This is a genomic window from Bradyrhizobium sp. SZCCHNPS1003, from assembly GCF_032381555.1.
GTDB lineage: Bacteria > Pseudomonadota > Alphaproteobacteria > Rhizobiales > Xanthobacteraceae > Bradyrhizobium.
Map to the genome: position 1 here is coordinate 275,447 of NZ_JAUHIU010000004.1, position 19,399 is coordinate 294,845.

Here is a 19,399-nt window from a genome sequence, read left to right on the forward strand (position 1 = left end):
CTTGTTGGCGATCCAGCCGCACCGAAGAGTCCGTCAGGCGCCCGCAGGGGCGGACGGAGGCGGTAACCCATTGCCTCGGTTGCTGGCATACCAGAGCTTTCATCCCACGGAATGCGCCGTCTGGCAAGGTGCAGCGCACCCATGCGGCATCCGGCGCGTGTCACGGTGGGGGCTATCCGAGCGCAGATCGACCTTGCGGTTGAAGCTCGGCCGTTCAGCTTAGCGCCATGTAGCGTCCCGGCTTGTGGTTGATCGCGATGATGACGTTGACGATCACGATGCCGATGATCGACAGCGCCAGCCGGTTCACGGGGATGACGAAAAAGGCGGCGATCATGATCAGGACGTCGACCGCGAGCTGGAAGTAGCCCGCCCTGATCTTCCAGTGCTCCTGCAGATACAGCGCCAGGATGTTGATGCCGCCGAGGCCCGTGCGATGGCGGAACAGCATCAGCAGCCCTGTGCCGGTCAGGCCGGCGCCGATGATGGTGGCATAGATCGGCTCGATCCACGCAATCTCCACCCAGGACGTCGTCAGGCGCGAGAACAGCGCCACAAGCCCGACCGCCAGGAAGGTGCGGATCGTGAACGGCCAGCCCATGCGCTTCACGGCCAGCACGTAGAAGGGCAGGTTGAGCAGGAAGAAGCTCAAGCCGAAGCCGTAGCCGCTGACATAGCTCAGCAGCAACGACAGGCCGGCGGTGCTGCCGACCAGCAGCACCGTCTTGCTGTAGATGAGCATGCCCAGCGAGACGAACAGCGTGCCGAGCGTCAGGGCCATTGCGTCTTCGTAGAGCTTGTGCCGTTCCTGGACGATCTCGGTCACGCTGTCGTTCCTCGCCCGCGCTCGCTCAAAGCGACTTGAACAGGCCGGCGACGCGCGTCACGTCTGACAGCTTCAGGCCGGCGACATTGATGCGGCCCGAGGTCGGCATGTAGACGCCGCTCTTCTCACGCAGGGTCAGCACCTCCGACGGGGTAAGTGGCAGCAGCGAGAACATGCCTTCCTGGACGCCAATGGCGACCGTGTTGGACCAGCGGCCACCGAGCGCCTCGGCAAAGGCACGGCGCAGCGTCGCAAGGCGAAGGCGCATCGATTCCAACTCTTCGCTCCAGTCGCGCCGCAGATCGGGGCTGCCGAGAATGGTCTTCACGATCGCCGAACCGTGGTCCGGCGGCATCGAATAGCTGGTGCGCGCGATCGCCACGAGGTTGGAGCGCGCGGTGTCGGCCGCCGCCTGCGATGCCGCGACGGCGTAAAGAGCACCAGTGCGCTCACGATAGAGTCCGAACGACTTCGAGCAGGACACTGCGACGAGCGCCTCGGGGACGGCCGCGATCAGCATCCGCAGACCGGCCGCATCGCCGTCGAGGCCGGCGCCGAAGCCCTGATAGGCGGAATCGATCAGCGGCACGAGGCCGCGCGCTGTGATCATGGCGGTGATCCGCGTCCAGTCGTCGGCGCTGAGGGGAGCGCCGCTCGGGTTATGGCAGCAGGCATGGATCAGGACGGCATCGCCCGGCTGAGCGCGCCGCAGCGCGTCGAGCATGCTGTCGAGCTGCAGGGTCTGCGATGGCACGTCGAAGTATGGATAGGTCTCGACCTCGAGCCCCGCCGCGGCGAAGATGCCGGCGTGATTGGGCCAGCTCGGCAGGCCGAGCCAGATCTTGCCGGTGCCGGCCTGCCGGATCAGATCGGCGGCGAGGCGGAGCGCGCCCGAGCCGCCCGGAGTCTGCACGCCTGCGGCATGGACCGATGGCGCGGGGCCGCCGACGAGCGACCACAACAGGTCGAGGAAGCGCTGGTCGCCTTCCGGCGCCACATAGCTCTTGCTGTCCTGGCTCTCCCAGATGATGCGCTCCGCAGCTTTCACAGCGCGGAAGATCGGCGAATGGCCGGCCTCGTCGCGATAGACGCCGACGCCGAGATCGACCTTGTCCGGCCTCGGATCGGCTTTGAAGATGCCGATCAGAGCGAGCAGGGGATCATCGGGCTGGCGGGTCAAGCGGTCGAACATCGGGGCGATCCTATCGGAGGAGGGGCCTGCCAGACGGCCACAAGCCGTCCTTACGGGCGACGGGACACTATCTCGGTTGCAGCGCAAAAACAGCGGACATTTCGGCGATGCTCCGCTTCGTCCGCTGCATGGGCGGCCGTTGCGCCCTCAGAACTTGCCGTGGCCCGCCTGAGCGAACTGAGCGACAAGCGTCAGCGACCGCCTTCTGAGCCAGAACGGGGCTCGGGAGCCGGCTGTGGGGGCTCGGTGCGGATCTTGCGCGCGCCCCTGGCGGCAAGCTGTGAGCGAACCCTGCCATCGACTTGGCGCCCGGTCGCGCGTTGCCATTTCCGAAGCTCGACCGCGGTCGGGATCACTTTCACGATCCGCTCGTCCGGGCGACTGCCGATCGTGTCGATGACCTCCTGAGCGCTGGCCAGCCATTCTTCGTAGGTGTCGTGCTGATCTGGACAGATCCGCCTGATATCCTCCCACTCTTCGGGCTTGAACCAAGCCAGCGCAATCTCCAGAGTTGGCTCAATGTTCATCCTGCTCACCTGTCCGCTCTGAATGATATCTCAAGCTCGCGGAGTCCCGAAGCTCTGACGTCTTCCGGCGAGTCAGATGCGCGGCTTGGGCGCGGGCACCCTGTCGGAGTCGCCGGAGTTCGGTTCGCCCTTGGGTTCGATCAGGAGCACCTTGACCTCTTTGGCCGCGCGCGGCCGGTGGACGACCCCTTTGGGGACGACGAACAACTCGCCGGCCTTCACCGTCCGCGAAGGCTGTCCCTGAATGTCCATCTCCATCTCGCCTTCCAGGACCAGGAAGAAGTCATCCGTCGTGTCATGCTTATGGAACGGGAATTCTCCCATGAACTTCACGACCATCACGTCATTGTCGTTGTAGTCCGCGATCACGTGCGGGTCCCAATGGCCTGAGAATTGGCTCAGCTTGTCGGCGAGGTTCACGGTCTTCATGCGGGAGTCTCCTGCTGCGAGGAATGAGATGTGAGCTGTCCAGTCGTCCCGCCCGGCTTGCACGGGATGTAGCTGCTGCTCGAGCGCGAGCAAGCCGATCTCACACGAGACGACTTCGGCCGCATGTGAGCACGACCCGCGAACTCGCGGGTCGTTGCGTTCTGAGCTCAGCGCGGTAACGCTCAGATGCCGCCGGGCCGGTCGAGCTGCTTCAGCCAGACGCCGATGTCGCGCGCCGCGACATTGGCCTGGTCCAACAGCTTGCCCATCGTGAAGAAGCCGTGGAACTGGCCGGGATGCGTTCGGTAGGTCACCGCCACGCCGGCCTCGCGCAGGCGCCGCGCGTAGTCGTCGCCTTCGTCGCGCAGCGGATCGGCGCCGGCGGTGAGCACATAAGCGGGCGGTAGCCCCACCAGGCTTCCCGCCTTCGCCGGCGAGGCCCGCCAATCGTGAATGTCGGCGACGCTGTTGAGATAATGGTCGCGAAACCAGCGGATGACCGAATGCGTCAGCAGCACGCTGGTCTCGGGCTCGCTGTGGGAGGGATGGCTCATCGTGAAGTCGGTGGCCGGATAGATCAGCACCTGGCCTGAGAGCTTCGGGCCGTTGCCGTCACGCGCCGAGAGTGCGACGACGGCGGCGAGATTGCCGCCAGCGGAATCGCCGCCGACGCTGAGCCTGGCGGCATCGATGCCGAGCGCGGCGGCATTGTCGGCGATCCATCGTATGGCCGCGACGGCGTCGTCGACCGCAGCCGGAAACTTGTGCTCGGGCGCGAGGCGGTAGTCGACCGAGATCACGATCAGTTCGCCTTCGTGCGCCAGCGCGCGGCATACCACGTCATGCGAATCCAGATTGCCGATCACCCAGCCGCCGCCGTGATAGAACACCAATCCCGGCGCAAGACCGTTGGTCTGCCGCACCGCCCTTGGCCGATAGAGCCGTGCCGGGATTGCGCCATGCGGGGCAGGGATGGCGAGGTCCTTGACGTCCGCAAGCTCGGGCGGCTCGGGATTGCTCACGACGCGCGCGGCCAGATAGTAGTCCCGCGCCTCCTGCGGTGTCAGCGTCTCATAGGCCGGCCGACCGCCCTCCTGGAACGCCTTGTAGACGGCGGCGGCATCGGCATCGAGCTGAACGGGCATTGCAATCGACCTGTGCGTTGAGGGGACGTCAAGCGGCGGTGCGGCCACCATCGACGGTGTAGGCGGCGCCGGAGACGTAGCTGGCATCGTCGGAGGCGAGGAAGGCGACGATCGAGGCGACCTCTGCGCCCTGGCCGAGTCGGCGTGCGGGGACGCGATCGACCACCTTGTCGGCCGGAACCGCGGCGCCGCTGCGCCCTTCGATGATCGCGCTCAGCATGCGGCTCTCGATCAGCCCGGGGCAGATGCAGTTCACACGCACATTAGTCCCGGTGCACTCCCAGGACGCGCTCTTGGTCAAGCCGATGACCGCGTGCTTGCTGGCGCTGTAGACGGCGATCTGCGGCGAGCCGATCAGGCCGGCGATCGAGGCGGTGTTGATGATCGAGCCGCGGTTCTGCTTCAGCATCACCGGAAGCACGTGCTTGAGGCCGAGGAAGACGCCGACGACGTTGACGTCGAGCACGCGACGGAACGCCTCCAGCGGGTAGGCGGTGATCGGCTTGATCTCGCCTTCGATGCCGGCGTTGTTGAAGAACACGTCGATGGTGCCGAACCGATCGCACGCTTGTCGCACATAAGCCGCGACCTGGTCCTCGTCGGTGACGTCGGCGGCCACGGCGAGCGCCTCGGCGCTTGCGGGCAGGGCGGCCGTCGCGGCGGCGAGATCGGCCTCGCGCCGGTCCACCGCGACGATGCGGGCACCGCGTGCGGCCAGCAGCCGCATGGTCGCGGCGCCGATGACGCCGGCCGCGCCGGTAACGACGGCCACTCGGCCGTCGAGACGGATCGAATCAGACATCGGTTTCCTTCCCTTTGACGCCGGTTCCGATCCGGCTCTTGATCACGACTATCTCATTGGATGAACCGGCTGACCAGCACGCGGAGCGCTGGCAGCTCGCCCTTCCCCCGCCGTATTCGACATGTTAACGGGAGGGCTGATCGAGAGCGGCGGATGGGTCATGACGCGATTTGATTGTCCCGAACCCCGATTCGCCTGATAAAGCCGCGCGAGATGCACCGAACAATCGTCCTGACCGGTATCGCGGCATTGCTGGCCGCCACATCCCTCACGCTGTCCGTGCCGGCGCGCGCGCAGATCGGTACCATTTTCTCCGATCCCGTTCCGCGCCCGCCGGGCAACATTCCGCGCCGTGGCGAGCCAATTCCGCCTCCCGAGGAAGAGGAGGAGGTCCCGGAGCTGCCGCAGGGCCGGGTGCTGCCGGCGCCGACCCGTCCGCCGCCAGGGCAGGGCGCCGCCCTGCCGGGCCCGGTCCAATCCCAGCCGCTGGCGCCGCCGCCGGGAACGACGATCCTGCCACAGAACAATCCCCCAGTCGCGGCCGTGCCGCCGCCCGGCCAGGCTGCGCCCGGTCAGCGGCAGGCACCGGCTCGCGGCGCACCCCAGAATGCGGCGATCCCGCCGAACGGCGCGGTGCCGCAGACGCCGGCCACCATCCAGCCGGGCGACGAGGTCGTGACCGAGCCGCCGGCGCAGAAGATCGTGAACAAGAAGGCGAGCTTCTCCGGGCTCGACAAGATCACCGGCCGCATCATCAATTTCGACGAGGACATCGGCGAGACCGTGCAGTTCGGCGCGCTCCGGGTGAAGACCGACGCCTGCTACACGAGGCCGGCCACCGAGGCCGCCAACACCGACGCGTTCGTGCAGGTCGACGAGATCACCTTGCAGGGCGAGGTGAAGCGCATCTTCTCGGGCTGGATGTTCGCGGCCAGCCCCGGCCTGCACGGCGTCGAGCACCCGATCTACGACATCTGGCTGGTCGACTGCAAAGAGCCGCAGACCACGGTGGTCAGCGCAGCCCCCGATCAGAAGCCCACGCCCACGGCGCAGCCGGCACAGAAGCGGCCGCCGCAGCAGAGGCAGGCGGCTCCCAGGCCGCCATCGCCGCCGCAGCAATATCAGACCCAGCAGGTGCCGCCACCGCCGCCGCCGCCCCAGGCGGGCGGACCGTTCGGCGGAGTGTTCAGATAACCGGGCTCAGCCGCGCGCGGCGATGATCGCCAACGCTTCGGTACCCGGCATCGGCCGATCAACCGCCAGCCTGGCGAAATTGGCGGCCGGTCCCCTCAGGGCCTTTTCGAGCAGCACGGTGTAGCGCCGGCGCGGGATCTCGACGGCGCCGAAGGTCTTGAGGTGCTCGGTGACGTATTGGGTGTCGAGCAACTCGAAGCCGCCGGCGATCAGCCGCGCGACGAGATGCACCAGCGCGACCTTCGAGGCGTCGCGGGTGCGATGAAACATGCTCTCGCCGAAGAAGGCGCGGCCCAGGCTGACGCCGTAGAGGCCGCCCACAAGCTCGCCATCCTGCCAGCATTCGACGCTGTGGCAATGGCCGAGCGCGTGGAGGCCGCTGTAGAGCTCGCGGATACGCTTGTTGATCCAGGTGTCCTCGCGGCCGGGCTGCGGCTCGGCACAGCCATCCATCACCGCCTTGAAGGCCTGGTTCACGGTCACGGTGAAGGTGTCCGATCGCACCGTGCGCGCAAGGCGCGAGGCGACGCGAAAGCCGTCGAGCGGAATGACGCCGCGCAGCTCCGGCTCGACCCAGAACAAGGTCGGGTCGTCGGCGCTTTCGGCCATCGGGAAGATGCCGCAGGCATAGGCACGCAGCAGCACCTCGGGCGTGATCTCGGACGCTGCAGAGTCGCGCGTATTCATGGGATCAGCATAGCAGGCCGACGTCGGGTGCGCGATGGTCGCGTGCCGGCTGCGTCGGCTCAGCCGACCCCAGCAGCCGCGGGCTTGGGAGCATGTTTTTCGAGGCGGAAGCGGACCACGATCTTGGTGCCGGCATGGCTCGGATCGGGGCCGACGGTGGCATCGAGCTTGGTCGCCATGGCGCTGACGATGCGCTGGCCCATTCCGGTCGAACGCGGATCGCTGGTTGCGTTGAGGCCGACGCCGTCGTCGGCAATCGACAGCACGATGTCCTCGCCTGCAAGCTTCAGCTCGACATGGATCGGGCCCGGCCCATCGGGGTAGGCGTATTTGACCGCGTTCATGACCAGCTCGTTGACGACGATGCCGATCGCGACCGCGCGATCCGGGTCGATCTCGACCGGCTCCGCCTTCAGGGTCAGCCGCGACATCCGGTTGCCCTCGGCCGAGCGGCGCAGGTCGTCGAGCAGCGAATCCAGATACTGGTTGAGCAGCACGCTCTTGAGATCCTGAGACGTGTAGAGCCGGCGGTGCACCTGCGCCACGGCGGCGACGCGGCCCATCGCATTGGTGAGCGCGGCCTTGACGTCGTCCTGGGTGCTGGAGTTGGCCTGAAGATGCAGCAGCGAGGCGATGATCTGCAGCGAATTGCCGACGCGATGATTGACCTCGCGCAGCAGGACCTCGCGCTCCGCCGCCAACGCCGCGTAGCGGTCGCGTGACGCCCGCACTTCGGCCTCCGCCTCGTCGCGGGCCTTCTGCAGCCGTGCCTGCCGCACCGCGCCTTCGGCTGCGACCTGCAGCAGCGGGATGAACTCGCCCTGCACGTCCTTGACGAGGTAGTCGGCTGCGCCCGCCTTCAGGGCTGTGACCGCGATCTTGGAATCCTGCGAGGCGGTGACGAACACCACCGGCGGCGGTTCGGGCAGCGCCATGATGCGCTCCAGCGTCTCGAGCCCGTCGAAGCCGGGCATGTACTGGTCGAGCGCAACGACGTCGATCCCGCCGCGCTCCAGCCGCTGCAAGCCCGCGCTGCCGTCGGCGGCGTGTTCCACCGTGAAGCCCAATCGCTTGAGCCCGCGCTCGACCAGCCGCGCCAGCGCCGCGTCGTCGTCGATGTAGAGCAGCGTGGGGGCGGCGGAGCTCATGCGGCGGGCGGAACCTGGATGACGGAGAAGAACAGACCAAGCTGGCGAATGGCGTTGGCGAAGCTTTCGTAGTTGACCGGCTTGGTGATGTAGACGTTGCAGCCGAGCTCGTAGCAGCGCTTGATCTCCTGCGAGTCGTCGGTCGTGGTCAGGATGACCACGGGCGCGCTCTTCAGGAAGCTGTTCTGCTTGACCATCTTGAGGATGTCGATGCCGGTCATGTCCGGCAGGTTCAGGTCCAGCAGGATCAGCAATGCTTGCCCCTTGTGATCGAGGCCGGTGCCGTCAGCACCCAGCAGATACTTCACGGCATCTGTACCGTTGGTGAACGGCTTGATCTCGTTGTTGACTCCCGAGCGGCGGATGTTGCGCTCGATCAGGCGGGCGTGGCCTTCGTCGTCCTCGATCATGATGATCGTCACGGGCATGGTCATCGGTCTGAGTTCCGGGTTGAGGCGTTCCAGTTGATCGGGAGCGTGATGGTGAACGTGCTGCCCTGGTCGAGCTCCGACGCGACCGACATGGTTCCGCCGAGCCGGCGCACCAGCGCGCGCACATGGGCCAATCCGATCCCCTGACCCGGACGGTCCTGGGTCCCGGCGCGGCGGAACAGATCAAAGATACGTTGGTGATCCCTGGGATCAATCCCCCGGCCATTGTCCGTGATCTCGAAGATGGCGAAACCGAGCTTGGTGCGGGCGCGAATGGCGATGTCACCGGCAACGCCGGGCTTCAGATATTTGATCGCGTTGTCGATCAGGTTGGAGAAGATCTGCTCCAGCGCAAGGCGGTCGCTGACGATGGCGGGCAGCGGCTCCACGCGGATGGTGGTGTTGGTTTCCGCAGCCTGATGCGCGAGCGTCGAGACGATGCCCTCGATCAGCTCGCGGGTGTCGATGCGCACCGGCACGAACTCGCGGCGGCCTTCGCGGGTCAAATTGAGGATGGCGGTGATGAGCCGGTCCATTTTTGCGATCGAGGACTTGATGAAGCCCAGCGCCTCGGTGAAATCCTCCGAGAGCTGCTTGTCGGCGCCTTCGAGCTCCGGCTCGGTGCCTTCGGCGGGCGGCGGCGCGTCCGACACCGCGCGCGCGAGCGCCGCGATGCGCCGGAAGATGTCGCTGCGCAGCTCGTCGAGCTCGCTGGTGAAGCCCATGATGTTGACGAGCGGCGAGCGCAGATCGTGGCTCACGATGTAGGCGAAGCGCTGGATCTCCTCATTGGCCTCGCGCAGGTCGGCGGTGCGCTCGTCGACGGTGGCTTCGAGGTTGAGGTTGCTCTCGCGCAGCTTGGCCTCGGCCTCGTCGCGGGCGCTGGTCGAGCGGCGCACAAGGAGCAGCGAGATGACGGCGAGCAGGACGACCAGCGCCGAACCGGCGACAGTGACGATGGTCGCGAGCTGCTGGCTCTCGTCGGCATTGGTGGTTCGCACCGCCAGCAGGCGTTCCTCCTCGGTGCGCATCGCCTCGGCGGTGGTACGCATGGTCGTGCTGCTGTCGATCGATGCGGCATCGCGCACCAGGGCCACCGCACTGGGAAGATCGCCGGACGCGACGAGAGCCTTCTCCCGGTCGAATTGCGCCAGTCGGGTCTCGATGATGCTGCGCAATCTGGCGAGCTTCGTCACCTGAGCCTGGTTGTCGGCGAGGAGCGTCGCAAGCTTGTCGAGCACGGGCCGGATCGCGGCAACGGCGGCTTCGTGATCTCTGAGAAAATCCGGGCTCTGGGTCAGCAGGTAGGCGCGGGCGCCGCTCTCGGCGCGGCGGACCTCGAGCAGCAGCGCATTGATCTGGTTCTCCGCCTCGATGGTGTGCACCACCCAGGCGCTGTCTCTGCGGGCCTTGTTGACCAGCAGCACCGAGGCCGTGCTGACGACGACCAGCACCAGGAATCCCGCCGACAACAGCAGGATTTGTCCTAGCGTGCGCCTCTGTCTGATCTCAGGCGCCACCGCTCACTCGCATGCCGATTGAAATACCTGCCCCCTCAGCGGAACCGCCGACAGAGCAGAACGTCGTGCAGACCGAAGAGTTCCCGCCGGGCCGCGGGATTCTTCAGGTGCTGCTCAGTCCGCGTTCTGGCCGGCGAGATACTGCTCGAGCCAGTGGATGTGGTAGTCGCCATCGATGATGGCGGGCTCGCGCACCAACGCCCGGAACAGCGGCAGGGTGGTCTCGATGCCGTCGACGACCATCTCGTCCAGCGCCCGCCGCAGCCGCATCAGGCACTCGACCCGGGTCTTGCCGTGGACGATCAGCTTGCCGACCAGCGAGTCGTAATAGGGCGGGATCACGTAGCCCTGATAGACCGCCGAATCGATGCGGACGCCGAGGCCGCCCGGCGGATGGTACTGCAGGATCTTGCCCGGCGATGGCCGGAAGGTGACGGGATTTTCCGCATTGACGCGGCACTCGATGGAGTGGCCGTTGATGACGACCTGATCCTGCGTCATCGGCAGGTCGCCGCCGGCCGCGATGCGGATCTGCTCCAGCACGAGGTCGATGCCGGTGATCATCTCGGTGACGGGATGCTCGACCTGGATGCGGGTGTTCATCTCGATGAAGTAGAACTCGCCGTCCTCATAGAGGAATTCGACGGTGCCGACGCCGATATATTTCAGCTCCTGCATCGCCTTGGCGACTGTCTCGCCGATCTTGGCGCGGCTGGCCGGGTCGAGCACCGGCGAGGGGCCTTCCTCCCAGACCTTCTGGTGGCGCCGCTGCAGCGAGCAGTCGCGCTCGCCGAGATGGATCGCGCCGCCGCGGCCATCGCCGAGCACCTGGATCTCGATGTGGCGGGGCTTCTGCAGATACTTCTCGAGATAGACCGAAGCGTCGCCGAACGCGGATTTGGCCTCGTTGGCCGCGGTGGTCAGCGCCAGTTGCAGGTCCGCCTCGGTGTGGGCGACCTTCATGCCGCGGCCGCCGCCGCCGGCGGCCGCCTTGACCAGCACCGGAAAGCCGATCTCCTTGGCGATCGCCATCGCGTCCTGGTCGGGCGTCACCGCACCGTCGGAGCCGGGAACGACCGGAATGCCCAGCCGCTTGGCGGTCTTCTTGGCCTCGATCTTGTCGCCCATCAGGCGGATGTGTTCCGCCTTGGGTCCGATGAAGTGCAGGTTGTGGTCGGCGAGGATCTCGGCGAAGCGCGCGTTCTCCGAGAGGAAGCCGTAGCCGGGATGCACGGCGTCGGCGCCGGTGATCTCACAGGCGGCGAGCAGCGCGGGGATGTTGAGATAGCTGTCCTTCGACGGCGGCGGGCCGATGCACACGCTTTCGTCGGCGAGGCGGACATGCATGGCATCGGCGTCGGCGGTGGAATGCACCGCGACGGTGGAGATGCCGAGCTCCTTGCAGGCCCTGAGGATGCGAAGGGCGATTTCGCCGCGATTGGCGATGAGGATCTTGTCGAACATGGTGCCTCGGGCGCGAGTGGCGAGTAGCGAATAGGGAGTAGCGAATAGGGAACGGACGGCTATTCGCTATTCGCCATTCGCTACTCGCAATTATTCAATGATCACCAGCGGCTCGCCGAACTCAACGGGCTGGCCGTCCTCGACCAGGATCTGCGTCACCGTCCCGGCGCGCGGTGACGGAATCTGGTTCATCGTCTTCATCGCCTCGATGATCATCAGGGTCTGACCGACCGACACCTTGGAGCCGACCTCGACGAACGGCTTGGCGCCGGGCTCGGGCGCCCAATAGGCGGTGCCGACCATGGGCGAGGGCACCACGCCGGGATGTTTGGACAAGTCCGCGCCGGCGGCTGCCGCCGTCGCAGCTGCGACCAGGGGAACGCCAGCGGCGACCGCTCCGATGGACGAATGGACGGCCGCCGCAACGGTCACGTTGCGGGCAACGCGGATGCGAAGGCCGGCACGCTCCAGCTCGATCTCGGTCAGGCTGGTCTCATCCAGCAGCGCTGCGAGCTCGCGAATGAGCTGGCTGTCTTCGGATTTCGCGATGGTCTTGTCGTCGGGCTGGGGCGCCATGATCTGATCCGGAACGTTGGGTGGCGTGAGGACTGTGACGTCAGGCTTGCGCTAGATGTCGGTCTGCGTATCGGCTTTGGCGCCGATCTTGGCGGCGAGGCCAGTGATCGCGAGCCGGTAGCCGTCGATGCCGAAGCCGCAGATCGAGGCAAACGCCGCCTTCGCGGTGAAAGAATGGTGCCGAAAGCTCTCGCGAGCGTGGATGTTGCTGATGTGCACTTCAACGGTGGGGATCTTCACCCCCATCAGCGCGTCATGCAGGGCAATGGAGGTATGAGAGTAGGCGCCGGCATTGAGGATGATTCCGACCACACCGCGGCTGCGGGCCTCATGGATGGAGTCGACCAGCACGCCCTCATGGTTGGACTGCCGGCACTCCGCCACCAGGCCGAAGCGGGCAGCCGTCTCGACGCAGAGCCGTTCCACGTCGGCGAGGGTGGCGTGGCCATAGGTCTCCGGCTCGCGGGTGCCCAACAGGTTGAGGTTGGGTCCGTTGAGGACATAGATCGTGTTGTGAGCGGCGTCGGCCATTCCCATCCCGGCGGTGTGGCGGCAGTGGGCGGCGTTATAGGTAACAAAGCCGCCAAGGGGAAGCCTTTCGGCAGCCAGGCCGGCCGTTCGAGGCTTGGTCCGTCACACGAAAAAACCGTCTTAAGTGTGCGAAATCGCTGATTAACCAGGTTTGTCCACCGGGCTGCACGGGCTGCGTGTGATCGCCCTTGCGTGCTCTTTGCGCAATAGATTTGCGCAATAGATAGAATGGGGCGAGCATTGCTGCCCGCCCCATGTCCTCATCGCCTGCCTGGTCGGGATCAGGCGTCGAGAACTGCGACGATCTCGTGGGTGCGAGGATCGATTACGATGATCTGCTCACGAACCAGGATGAAGTCATATCCGCGCCATTCCGGATAGATCGTCACGACTTCGGCCGGGAGCCGGTGGAAGTGAACGTCGCGCGGCACCCGGGTGCCGACCGAGATGTTGAAGTTCACGTTGGTCACCGGCTCGACGCGCTGGCTGCGGATCACGCTGGTGATCTTGGTGCGCTGCTCGGTCGTGAGCTTGGCGCCGGCGCCGGCCAGTCCGGTGGTGGTCTGCGACCGGTCGCTGCCGGTCTTGGTTTCGGCGTTCGTGCTGGTGCCGCTCTTGCTGTCGCGGCTCTCGGCCTTCATGCTCTTGGAGCCCGCCTTGTCGCTCTCGGAGGTCGCGCCCTTGGCAGTCGGACCCTTCATGCCTTCCTCGGCGCGCTGGCCCTTGGTCGCACCAGACTTCTGATCCGACTGGCTGGAGCGCATGTCGGACGCGCCGCCGGCCGCAGGCGAGGCGCTGTCGCGATGCATCGTGCCGCCGGGCGCGTTCATGCCGCCGGACTGTCCAACTGCCCCGCCCGCACCGCCGGCGCTCTGCGCATGAGCAAAACCTGCACCCGCCAGGAGCGCGATTGCAGCAACTGATACCATCAAGCGATTGGTCATCCTCTATCCTCCTCGTATTGGCACTGCCCGCGCCGACAACGGCAGGAGGTAGGAGTCGTTCCGTGCGTCTCCGATCGTTCCGGAAAAATGTCGCAGATCGCAACTTTATGAACGGATGCTCAGGGTCATGAATGCTGCATGACGACGGCGATCAGTTGCGTTGACGGCGACCTCGCACGAGCTACGCGCCGTGACGTTCGCGCGCGTAGCGGAGGAGCGCCAAGAATCGATAGAGGCCGTGCACGAACTTGCCATAGGGCATCGTGATGAAGATCGCGAACACCGCACCGAGATGGACCGCGAGCAGCACGCCCATCGTGCTGGTCTCGCGAAGCACGAGGAGAGCGAGTCCGGTCGCGCCGGTGAGGACGAGCATCGCCAAGAACGCGACATCCATGCCGCGGCTGCCGCCGTCCATCATCGCCGGCTCACGCCTGCGCTTGGCGGCGTAGAGTCCGAGCGGACCGACCACGATGCCCAATCCGCCGAGCGTGCCGAGCACGACAGGCAGATCCCACAACGGATAGGGCGCCTCGCGGTGCAGAAGATAGTGATAGAGCGTCGCGACGCTGGTCGATGCGAAGCAGAGCACGAAGCCCCAGAACGTCAGATGGTGATAGAACCGCCGGGTGTCGCGCGGCCGCTCATCCTCGTTGTAGCAGCCGACGCCGCCGCCATCGAGATAGCGCAGGCTGCCTGCGTCGCGAACGGCGCGCAGCAGCGGACGTGAGCGCGTCAGGGTCGAGCTCGGCTCGCCGATGTCATTCCAGAAGGCCCGAGCGCCCATGATGATGGCGATGATGGCCCACAGGAAGGCGGCGCCGAACAACAGCGCCATCGTGTTGTGCGGCATGAGCGCGTAGAACGAGCCGAGGCCGTGCCGGCTTGCGAACAGCGCGGCGGGATCGTTGAAGGCCACGAAGCCGAGGACGAACGCGGCCATGCTGATGACCGCGATGAGCGACACCGCAAGGCCGTTGCGCCTGAACAGCGGCGCCAGCGCGCGCGGCCAGGCATAGTCGGCGTAGCTCTCGTGCCGTACCCGGGTCAGAACGGACGGGACGCGAACGTCGAATTCGTGCGGCGGCGAGAATTGGCAGTCGACGTAGCAGGCGCCGCAGGCATGGCAGAGATTGGCGAGATAGTTGAGGTCGCCGCCGGTGAAGGCGCGGCGCATCTCCATGGCCGGAAACACGGCGCAGAGGCCCTCGCAATAGCGGCAGGAATTGCAGATCGTCATCAGCCGATCCGCCTCGGTCAACGCCTCACTGCGCTGCATGTGTCGCTGCTCCCCGGCCCGCGATGCGGCCGAATACGCTGCCGATCGTCATGCCGATGCCCGCGGCATAGCCGCGGCCGAGCACGTTGCCGGCCATGATCTCGCCGGCGGCGTACATGTTGTCGGCTGGCCCGCCGGCCTTCATCATCATCCTTGCCGCTTGATCGACGCGCACGCCGAGGTAGGTGAAGGTGATGCCGGGCCGGACCGGATAGGCGTAGAAGGGCGCTGAATCGAGACGGCGCGCCCAATGCGATTTGGGCGGCGCCAAGTTCTCGGTGCGACAATCGTCCAGGATGTCGGGATTGAAGCTGCCGTCGCGCACCGATGCGTTGAATTGCGCGACGGTGGTGGTCAGCTTGTCGGGATCGAGGTCGAGCTTGCCGGCGAGCTCGGTGATGCTGGCCGCCTCGATCGCGGGGTAGAGCGATGGCATGAACAGGTTCGCCGATTTCGCGTCGAAGATGATGTAGGCAATCTGGTTCGGCTGGGTCGCGACCAGGCGGCCCCAGATGGCGTAACGCTTCGGCCAGACATCCTCGCCTTCGTCGTAGAATCGCTCAGCGTTGTTGTTGACGACGATGCCGAACACGACGCAGTCGAGCCGCGTGATGATGCCGCCGTCATATTTGGGCGCCCGCGCATCGATCGCCACCGCATGGCATTGGGTCGGGTCGCCGATACTGTCGACGCCGGCGCCGAGCAGCATGTCCAGCACCGCGCCGCGATTGTTGGGCGTGCCGCGGATCAGGAAGTTACGGGCGATCTCACCCCAGCCCTCGACCAGCTTGTCGATGTTGGATTCGAAGCCGCCCGCGGCCGCCACCAGCGCCTTGCCGCCGATGCGCATCCTGCCGTTGCCGTGCTGCACGATCGCCGCGCGGAAGCGGCCGTCGTCCATCTCCAGCCCCACCACCTCGGCCTCGTAGCGCACGTCGACGCCGAGGAGCTCGGCGGTGAGATACAGCGCATTGAGCATGGCCCGGCCGCCGCCGAGGAAGAACGAGTTGGTCCGCCCTAAGCTCAGCGTCCCGCCGAGAGAGGGCTGGAAACGCACGCCTTGTTCGACGATCCAGTCGAGCATGTCCTTGGATTCGCGGATCATCAGCCGCGCCAACTGCTCGTTGGTCTGGCCTTCGGTGACGCGCAGGAGATCGTCCCAGAACTCGTCCTCGGTGTAGGGGCCGCTCAACGTCGCGGTCGCCGCGTCATGGGCGCAGCGCATGTTGCGGGTGTGGCGCGTATTGCCGCCGCGATAGAACTTCGAGGCGGCCTCCAGCACGATGACTGAGGCCCCGGCGCGCCGTGCCGCAATGGCGGCGCAGAGGGCCGCGTTGCCGCCGCCGGCCACGACGACGTCGTAGGTCAGGGGATGGTCGACGATATCGCTCTGATCAGTCATCGCAGGCCCTGGCGAACGCAAGGCGGCAGGCCCTGGATCGGCGTGCGTCCGCACAGCCACGCCATCGGCATGCCAGCCGTCGGCCTAGCGATGATGGACAGTGCTGAAGTGCCGGCTGCGGAGGCATGTGTTCGTATACTATTGTATACGAACACATGCAAGAGATGCTGTTGTTCGGAACAAGGTTGTGAGACAGTGACCCCATGTCCTCGGAAGCGCCATCGCTCACCATCGATCGTGACAACGTCTCTCTCGGCGAGGCGGTATTTCGTGCGCTGTGCCATGCGCTGGAGAACGGCCTCTATCGCTCCGGCGATCGACTGCGTGAGGATGAGGTCGCCCAGAAGCTGAACGTCAGCCGCACGCCGGTCCGTGAGGCCTTCGGCAAGCTGGTGGCCAAGGGGTGGGTGCAGCCGGCTGGTGGCCGCGGCCTGATCGTGCGAAGTCTCGACGAGAATGAAATCCTCGAGCTGTACGCGATGCGGGAGATTCTCGAAGGCGCTGCGGCCCGGCTCGCGGCACAGTATGCCGTGCCGGCCGAGATCGCGGCGCTGCGCGACATTCATGCGCGCTTCGTCAGCGGGGAGGGCGACGCCGTCGAGCTCGCGCGGCTGAATCGGCTGATGCACGGTGCGATCCAGCGCGCCGCGCGCAACCGCTATCTCGATGCCGCCCTCGAGGACATGCATGTGGCGACAGCGCTGCTGGGAACCACAACGTTTGCGGCCGAAGGACGTCCGGCAACGGCCGCGGCCGAGCATGGTGAGCTGATCGAGGCGATCGCGATCCGCGATCCCGATCGGGCCGAGGCGATTGCACGCGGCCACATCCGCGAGGCACTTCGAACCCGGCTCGGCATGAAGCTGACGGGATAGGCGAGGGCGGCGGCGCCACCGGTCTCTTGCTTCTTCACCGGCTCACGGCAAAAGCAGAAGGCCGGCTGATACAGCCGGCCTTCGATTGATCTCGTGATGGCGAGACGCTTTGACAGATATGCTCAGCAGCTCGCCTTGCCGCAGCGGGCCGTGCTGATCTTCTCGCGCAGGCCTTCGACGCCGACGGCGCCGATCACGACCTGCTTGCCGATCACGTAGCTCGGCGTGCCGTTCATGCCCATCTCCTCGGCGAGCTTGAAGTTCTCCTCGATCGTCGCCTTGGCCTCGGGGCTCGCCATGTCCTTCTCGACGCGGGCCATGTCGAGGCCGAGTTCCTTGGCCACCGCGAGCGCGTGGGCCTTGTCGGCCTGGCCGCGGCCGCCGAGCAGCTTCTGGTGGAAGTCGAGATATTTCTGCGGGGCCTGCATCCGAACGGCAACCGCGACCTGCGCGGCCTCGACCGAGCCCTGGCTCAGCACCGGAAATTCCTTGAGCACGACCTTCAGCTTCGGGTCGCTCTTCATCAGGTCCATCATGTCGGCCATCGCGCGCTTGCAGTAGCCGCAATTGTAATCGAAGAACTCGACGAAGGTGACGTCGCCATCCTTGTTGCCGAGCACGACGCCGCGCGGCGAGTTGAAGATGGTCTCGGCGTTCTTGCTGATGCTGGCCTCGTGCTTGGCCGCCTCGGCCGCCGTCTGGCGCTTCTGCAGCTCGGCCATCGCCTCTTCGAGCACCTCGGGATGCGCGATCAGGTAGCTTCGGACGATGGTCTCGATCTCGCCACGCTGGCTGTCGGAGAAGCTCTCCGCCGACGCGAGCTGAGGCACGCCGCAGAGCGAAAGCGCGAGCAACATCGCGGGAATGAGCGTGCGGACTGACGGCATGAAGGAGGTCCTCTGGGTCAAATGATCGGGTCCTTGTCGATGGTCGTGATCGGTATCTTGATATTCTGGATCGGATGATAGCAGTAATTCAAAACTTCAACGGGCGCCAACCCCCGCTGTCCGACACATTACTGGCCGGAAAGCGGCTTTGCCGTGACGATGTCGTCGGCCTTGACCCAGCCCGGCGACCCCACCGCGAAGCGGGTTTTCGCACGCGAGGCAAGCTCGCGCGCCGTCTTGTTGTCGCCACGCAGGAAGGCGGCCTGCGCCGAGGCGAGATCCGCCTCCGCATAGTCGCCCTTGCGGCCATAGGCCATCGCGAGCTGGGAATAGCCGAGCGGTGCCTCGGATTCGCGCGCGACTGCCGCGCGCAGGATCGAGATCGCCTCGTCAGTGTAGGCTTTGTTCTCGGATGCCACCAAGGCCTGACCAAGTAACATCTCGATGAGCGGAGCGTTATTGGACAGGTGCACCGCCTTGCGCAGCGGGGCGATCGCCTCAGTGGGACGGCCGCCCTCCAGCAGGGCCTGGCCACGGACCTCGTAGAAATAGGCGTTGTTGGGCTGCACCTGGATCAGGGCGTCGATCTGGCTCAGGGCGCTGCGCAGGTCGCCATGCAGGTAGGTGGAGATTGCCCTGGCGTAGCGGGCGGGCAGGCTGGTGTCCGACAAGGGATATCGCCGTGCCACCGTGTCCGGCCGTTCCATGAAGGCCGAGATCTTGGCCCGGACCATGTCGTGGCGGAGCTGCAGCGCGGGGTCGTCCTTCTTGTCCCAATAGGGGCTCTGGCGCGCGAGGCCCTCGAGCGCCTCGACGCGATCGGCCGGCATCGGATGTGATTGCAGATAGGGGTCGGCGCCACGTGCGGCGAACAGGCTCTCATTGGTGAAGCGCTTGAACGTCTCGTACATGCCCTTCGGCGATTGCGCTGCCGCAGTGAGGAATTTCACCCCCGCACGGTCGGCGTTCTCCTCCTGCTGGCGCTGATACGACAACAGCGAGCGGCGGATGACCTCGCCCGGCGCGGACAGCGTCGCGGCGCCGGCATTGGCGAGGCCGCTGCCGCCGCCGCGGGCGCCGACGGCGAGGGCGCCGGCGCCGAGAATGGTGGCGATGATCATCTGGGTCTGGGCGGTGGCGAGCTGCTGGCGCAGCTTGGCGAGATGGCCGCCGGCGAGATGGCCGGTTTCGTGCGCGAGAACGCCGATCAGCTGGTTCGGATTTTCCGACTGAAGGATCGCACCGTAATTGACGAAGATGCGGCGGCCGTCGGCAACGAACGCGTTGAAGGACGCATCGTTGATGATGACCATCTGGATGTTCTGCTTTTCGAGTCCGGCGACGCGCAGGATCGGCCGCGTATATTCACGCAGCAGCACCTCGGTCTCGGTGTCGCGCAGGATCGGCGGTCCCTTGCCTTGCTGCGCCGACGCAGGCGCGAGCGGCGCCAGCGTCACGGCCGCAGCGACGACCGCGGCAAGCCCGCCGGACAGTTTCTTGCGAAGCACGATACGGAGCGACATCAGGCGATCTTTGCAAT

At 66.0% G+C, this 19,399-nt stretch carries 20 protein-coding genes; 2 read left to right on the forward strand and 18 right to left on the reverse strand.

The genetic code is table 11. The annotated features are described in order from the left end of the window. Positions 1 to 214: 214 nt before the first annotated feature. From QX126_RS09310 to QX126_RS09335, 6 genes are all read right to left on the reverse strand, one after another. Positions 215 to 826: a YitT family protein gene (locus tag QX126_RS09310; RefSeq protein ID WP_315780583.1), complete on the reverse strand. Its 612-nt coding sequence runs from the start codon at positions 824 to 826 to the stop codon at positions 215 to 217. A gap of 25 nt (positions 827 to 851) precedes the next feature. Next, entirely contained in the window at positions 852 to 2,018 is a 1,167-nt protein-coding gene (locus QX126_RS09315) for an amino acid aminotransferase (RefSeq protein WP_315780585.1), read from the reverse strand. Positions 2,019 to 2,209: 191 nt separating this feature from the next. Next, on the reverse strand, positions 2,210 to 2,545 hold the full coding sequence (locus QX126_RS09320) for a hypothetical protein (RefSeq protein WP_315780586.1): 336 nt from the start codon (positions 2,543 to 2,545) through the stop codon (positions 2,210 to 2,212). Between the two features lie 72 nt (positions 2,546 to 2,617). Then, positions 2,618 to 2,974, reverse strand: a complete 357-nt coding sequence (locus QX126_RS09325; RefSeq protein ID WP_315737764.1) for a cupin domain-containing protein — start codon at positions 2,972 to 2,974, stop codon at positions 2,618 to 2,620. 182 nt (positions 2,975 to 3,156) lie between these two features. Beyond that, positions 3,157 to 4,119 carry an alpha/beta hydrolase gene (locus tag QX126_RS09330; RefSeq protein ID WP_315737765.1) on the reverse strand — a complete coding sequence of 321 codons (963 nt, stop codon included), beginning with the start codon at positions 4,117 to 4,119 and terminating at the stop codon, positions 3,157 to 3,159. Between the two features lie 28 nt (positions 4,120 to 4,147). Next, on the reverse strand, positions 4,148 to 4,921 hold the full coding sequence (locus QX126_RS09335; RefSeq protein WP_315712210.1) for an SDR family oxidoreductase: 774 nt from the start codon (positions 4,919 to 4,921) through the stop codon (positions 4,148 to 4,150). Positions 4,922 to 5,134: 213 nt separating this feature from the next. Between QX126_RS09335 and QX126_RS09340 the strand changes: the two genes are divergently transcribed. Then, positions 5,135 to 6,115: a DUF2155 domain-containing protein gene (locus QX126_RS09340; protein ID WP_315737766.1), complete on the forward strand. Its 981-nt coding sequence runs from the start codon at positions 5,135 to 5,137 to the stop codon at positions 6,113 to 6,115. A gap of 6 nt (positions 6,116 to 6,121) precedes the next feature. Here the strand turns inward: QX126_RS09340 and aat are convergent, their stop codons facing one another. From aat to tcuA, 10 genes are all read right to left on the reverse strand, one after another. Then, positions 6,122 to 6,802 (reverse strand): leucyl/phenylalanyl-tRNA--protein transferase, encoded by a 681-nt coding sequence (gene aat, locus QX126_RS09345; protein ID WP_315737767.1) that lies wholly within the window; start codon positions 6,800 to 6,802, stop codon positions 6,122 to 6,124. Positions 6,803 to 6,861: 59 nt separating this feature from the next. Further along, positions 6,862 to 7,950: a sensor histidine kinase gene (locus QX126_RS09350; RefSeq protein ID WP_315774627.1), complete on the reverse strand. Its 1,089-nt coding sequence runs from the start codon at positions 7,948 to 7,950 to the stop codon at positions 6,862 to 6,864. Further along, positions 7,947 to 8,384, reverse strand: coding sequence for a response regulator (locus QX126_RS09355; RefSeq protein ID WP_315737769.1), 438 nt, complete (start codon positions 8,382 to 8,384; stop codon positions 7,947 to 7,949). Before QX126_RS09355 ends, QX126_RS09350 begins: the two co-directional genes overlap by 4 nt. Beyond that, positions 8,381 to 9,901, reverse strand: coding sequence for a sensor histidine kinase (locus QX126_RS09360; RefSeq protein WP_315774628.1), 1,521 nt, complete (start codon positions 9,899 to 9,901; stop codon positions 8,381 to 8,383). The genes QX126_RS09355 and QX126_RS09360 overlap by 4 nt, the downstream gene beginning before the upstream one ends. Before the next feature lie 114 nt (positions 9,902 to 10,015). Next, a complete protein-coding gene (gene accC, locus QX126_RS09365) occupies positions 10,016 to 11,365 on the reverse strand; it encodes an acetyl-CoA carboxylase biotin carboxylase subunit (RefSeq protein ID WP_315737771.1) in 1,350 nt (449 codons plus the stop codon). Between the two features lie 90 nt (positions 11,366 to 11,455). After that, on the reverse strand, positions 11,456 to 11,941 hold the full coding sequence (gene accB / locus QX126_RS09370; protein ID WP_315737772.1) for an acetyl-CoA carboxylase biotin carboxyl carrier protein: 486 nt from the start codon (positions 11,939 to 11,941) through the stop codon (positions 11,456 to 11,458). Positions 11,942 to 11,992: 51 nt separating this feature from the next. Next, the gene (gene aroQ / locus QX126_RS09375; RefSeq protein ID WP_315755619.1) at positions 11,993 to 12,472 is read right to left on the reverse strand and encodes a type II 3-dehydroquinate dehydratase; all 480 of its coding nucleotides are present in this window, start codon (positions 12,470 to 12,472) and stop codon (positions 11,993 to 11,995) included. A gap of 281 nt (positions 12,473 to 12,753) precedes the next feature. After that, positions 12,754 to 13,416 carry a DUF1236 domain-containing protein gene (locus QX126_RS09380; protein ID WP_315780587.1) on the reverse strand — a complete coding sequence of 221 codons (663 nt, stop codon included), beginning with the start codon at positions 13,414 to 13,416 and terminating at the stop codon, positions 12,754 to 12,756. 181 nt (positions 13,417 to 13,597) lie between these two features. Further along, positions 13,598 to 14,695, reverse strand: a complete 1,098-nt coding sequence (gene tcuB / locus QX126_RS09385) for a tricarballylate utilization 4Fe-4S protein TcuB (protein WP_315780588.1) — start codon at positions 14,693 to 14,695, stop codon at positions 13,598 to 13,600. Continuing rightward, positions 14,682 to 16,097 carry an FAD-dependent tricarballylate dehydrogenase TcuA gene (tcuA, locus tag QX126_RS09390; RefSeq protein WP_315780589.1) on the reverse strand — a complete coding sequence of 472 codons (1,416 nt, stop codon included), beginning with the start codon at positions 16,095 to 16,097 and terminating at the stop codon, positions 14,682 to 14,684. Before tcuA ends, tcuB begins: the two co-directional genes overlap by 14 nt. A 203-nt stretch (positions 16,098 to 16,300) precedes the next feature. Between tcuA and QX126_RS09395 the strand changes: the two genes are divergently transcribed. Continuing rightward, a complete protein-coding gene (locus tag QX126_RS09395; RefSeq protein ID WP_315774634.1) occupies positions 16,301 to 16,972 on the forward strand; it encodes a GntR family transcriptional regulator in 672 nt (223 codons plus the stop codon). A gap of 122 nt (positions 16,973 to 17,094) precedes the next feature. Here the strand turns inward: QX126_RS09395 and QX126_RS09400 are convergent, their stop codons facing one another. Both QX126_RS09400 and QX126_RS09405 read right to left on the reverse strand, forming a co-directional pair. Then, complete coding sequence (locus QX126_RS09400; protein WP_315780590.1) at positions 17,095 to 17,859, reverse strand: DsbA family protein; 765 nt, start codon at positions 17,857 to 17,859, stop codon at positions 17,095 to 17,097. A 128-nt stretch (positions 17,860 to 17,987) separates the two neighbouring features. Continuing rightward, on the reverse strand, positions 17,988 to 19,382 hold the full coding sequence (locus QX126_RS09405; protein WP_315772228.1) for a M48 family metalloprotease: 1,395 nt from the start codon (positions 19,380 to 19,382) through the stop codon (positions 17,988 to 17,990). Between the last annotated feature and the right edge of the window lie 17 nt (positions 19,383 to 19,399).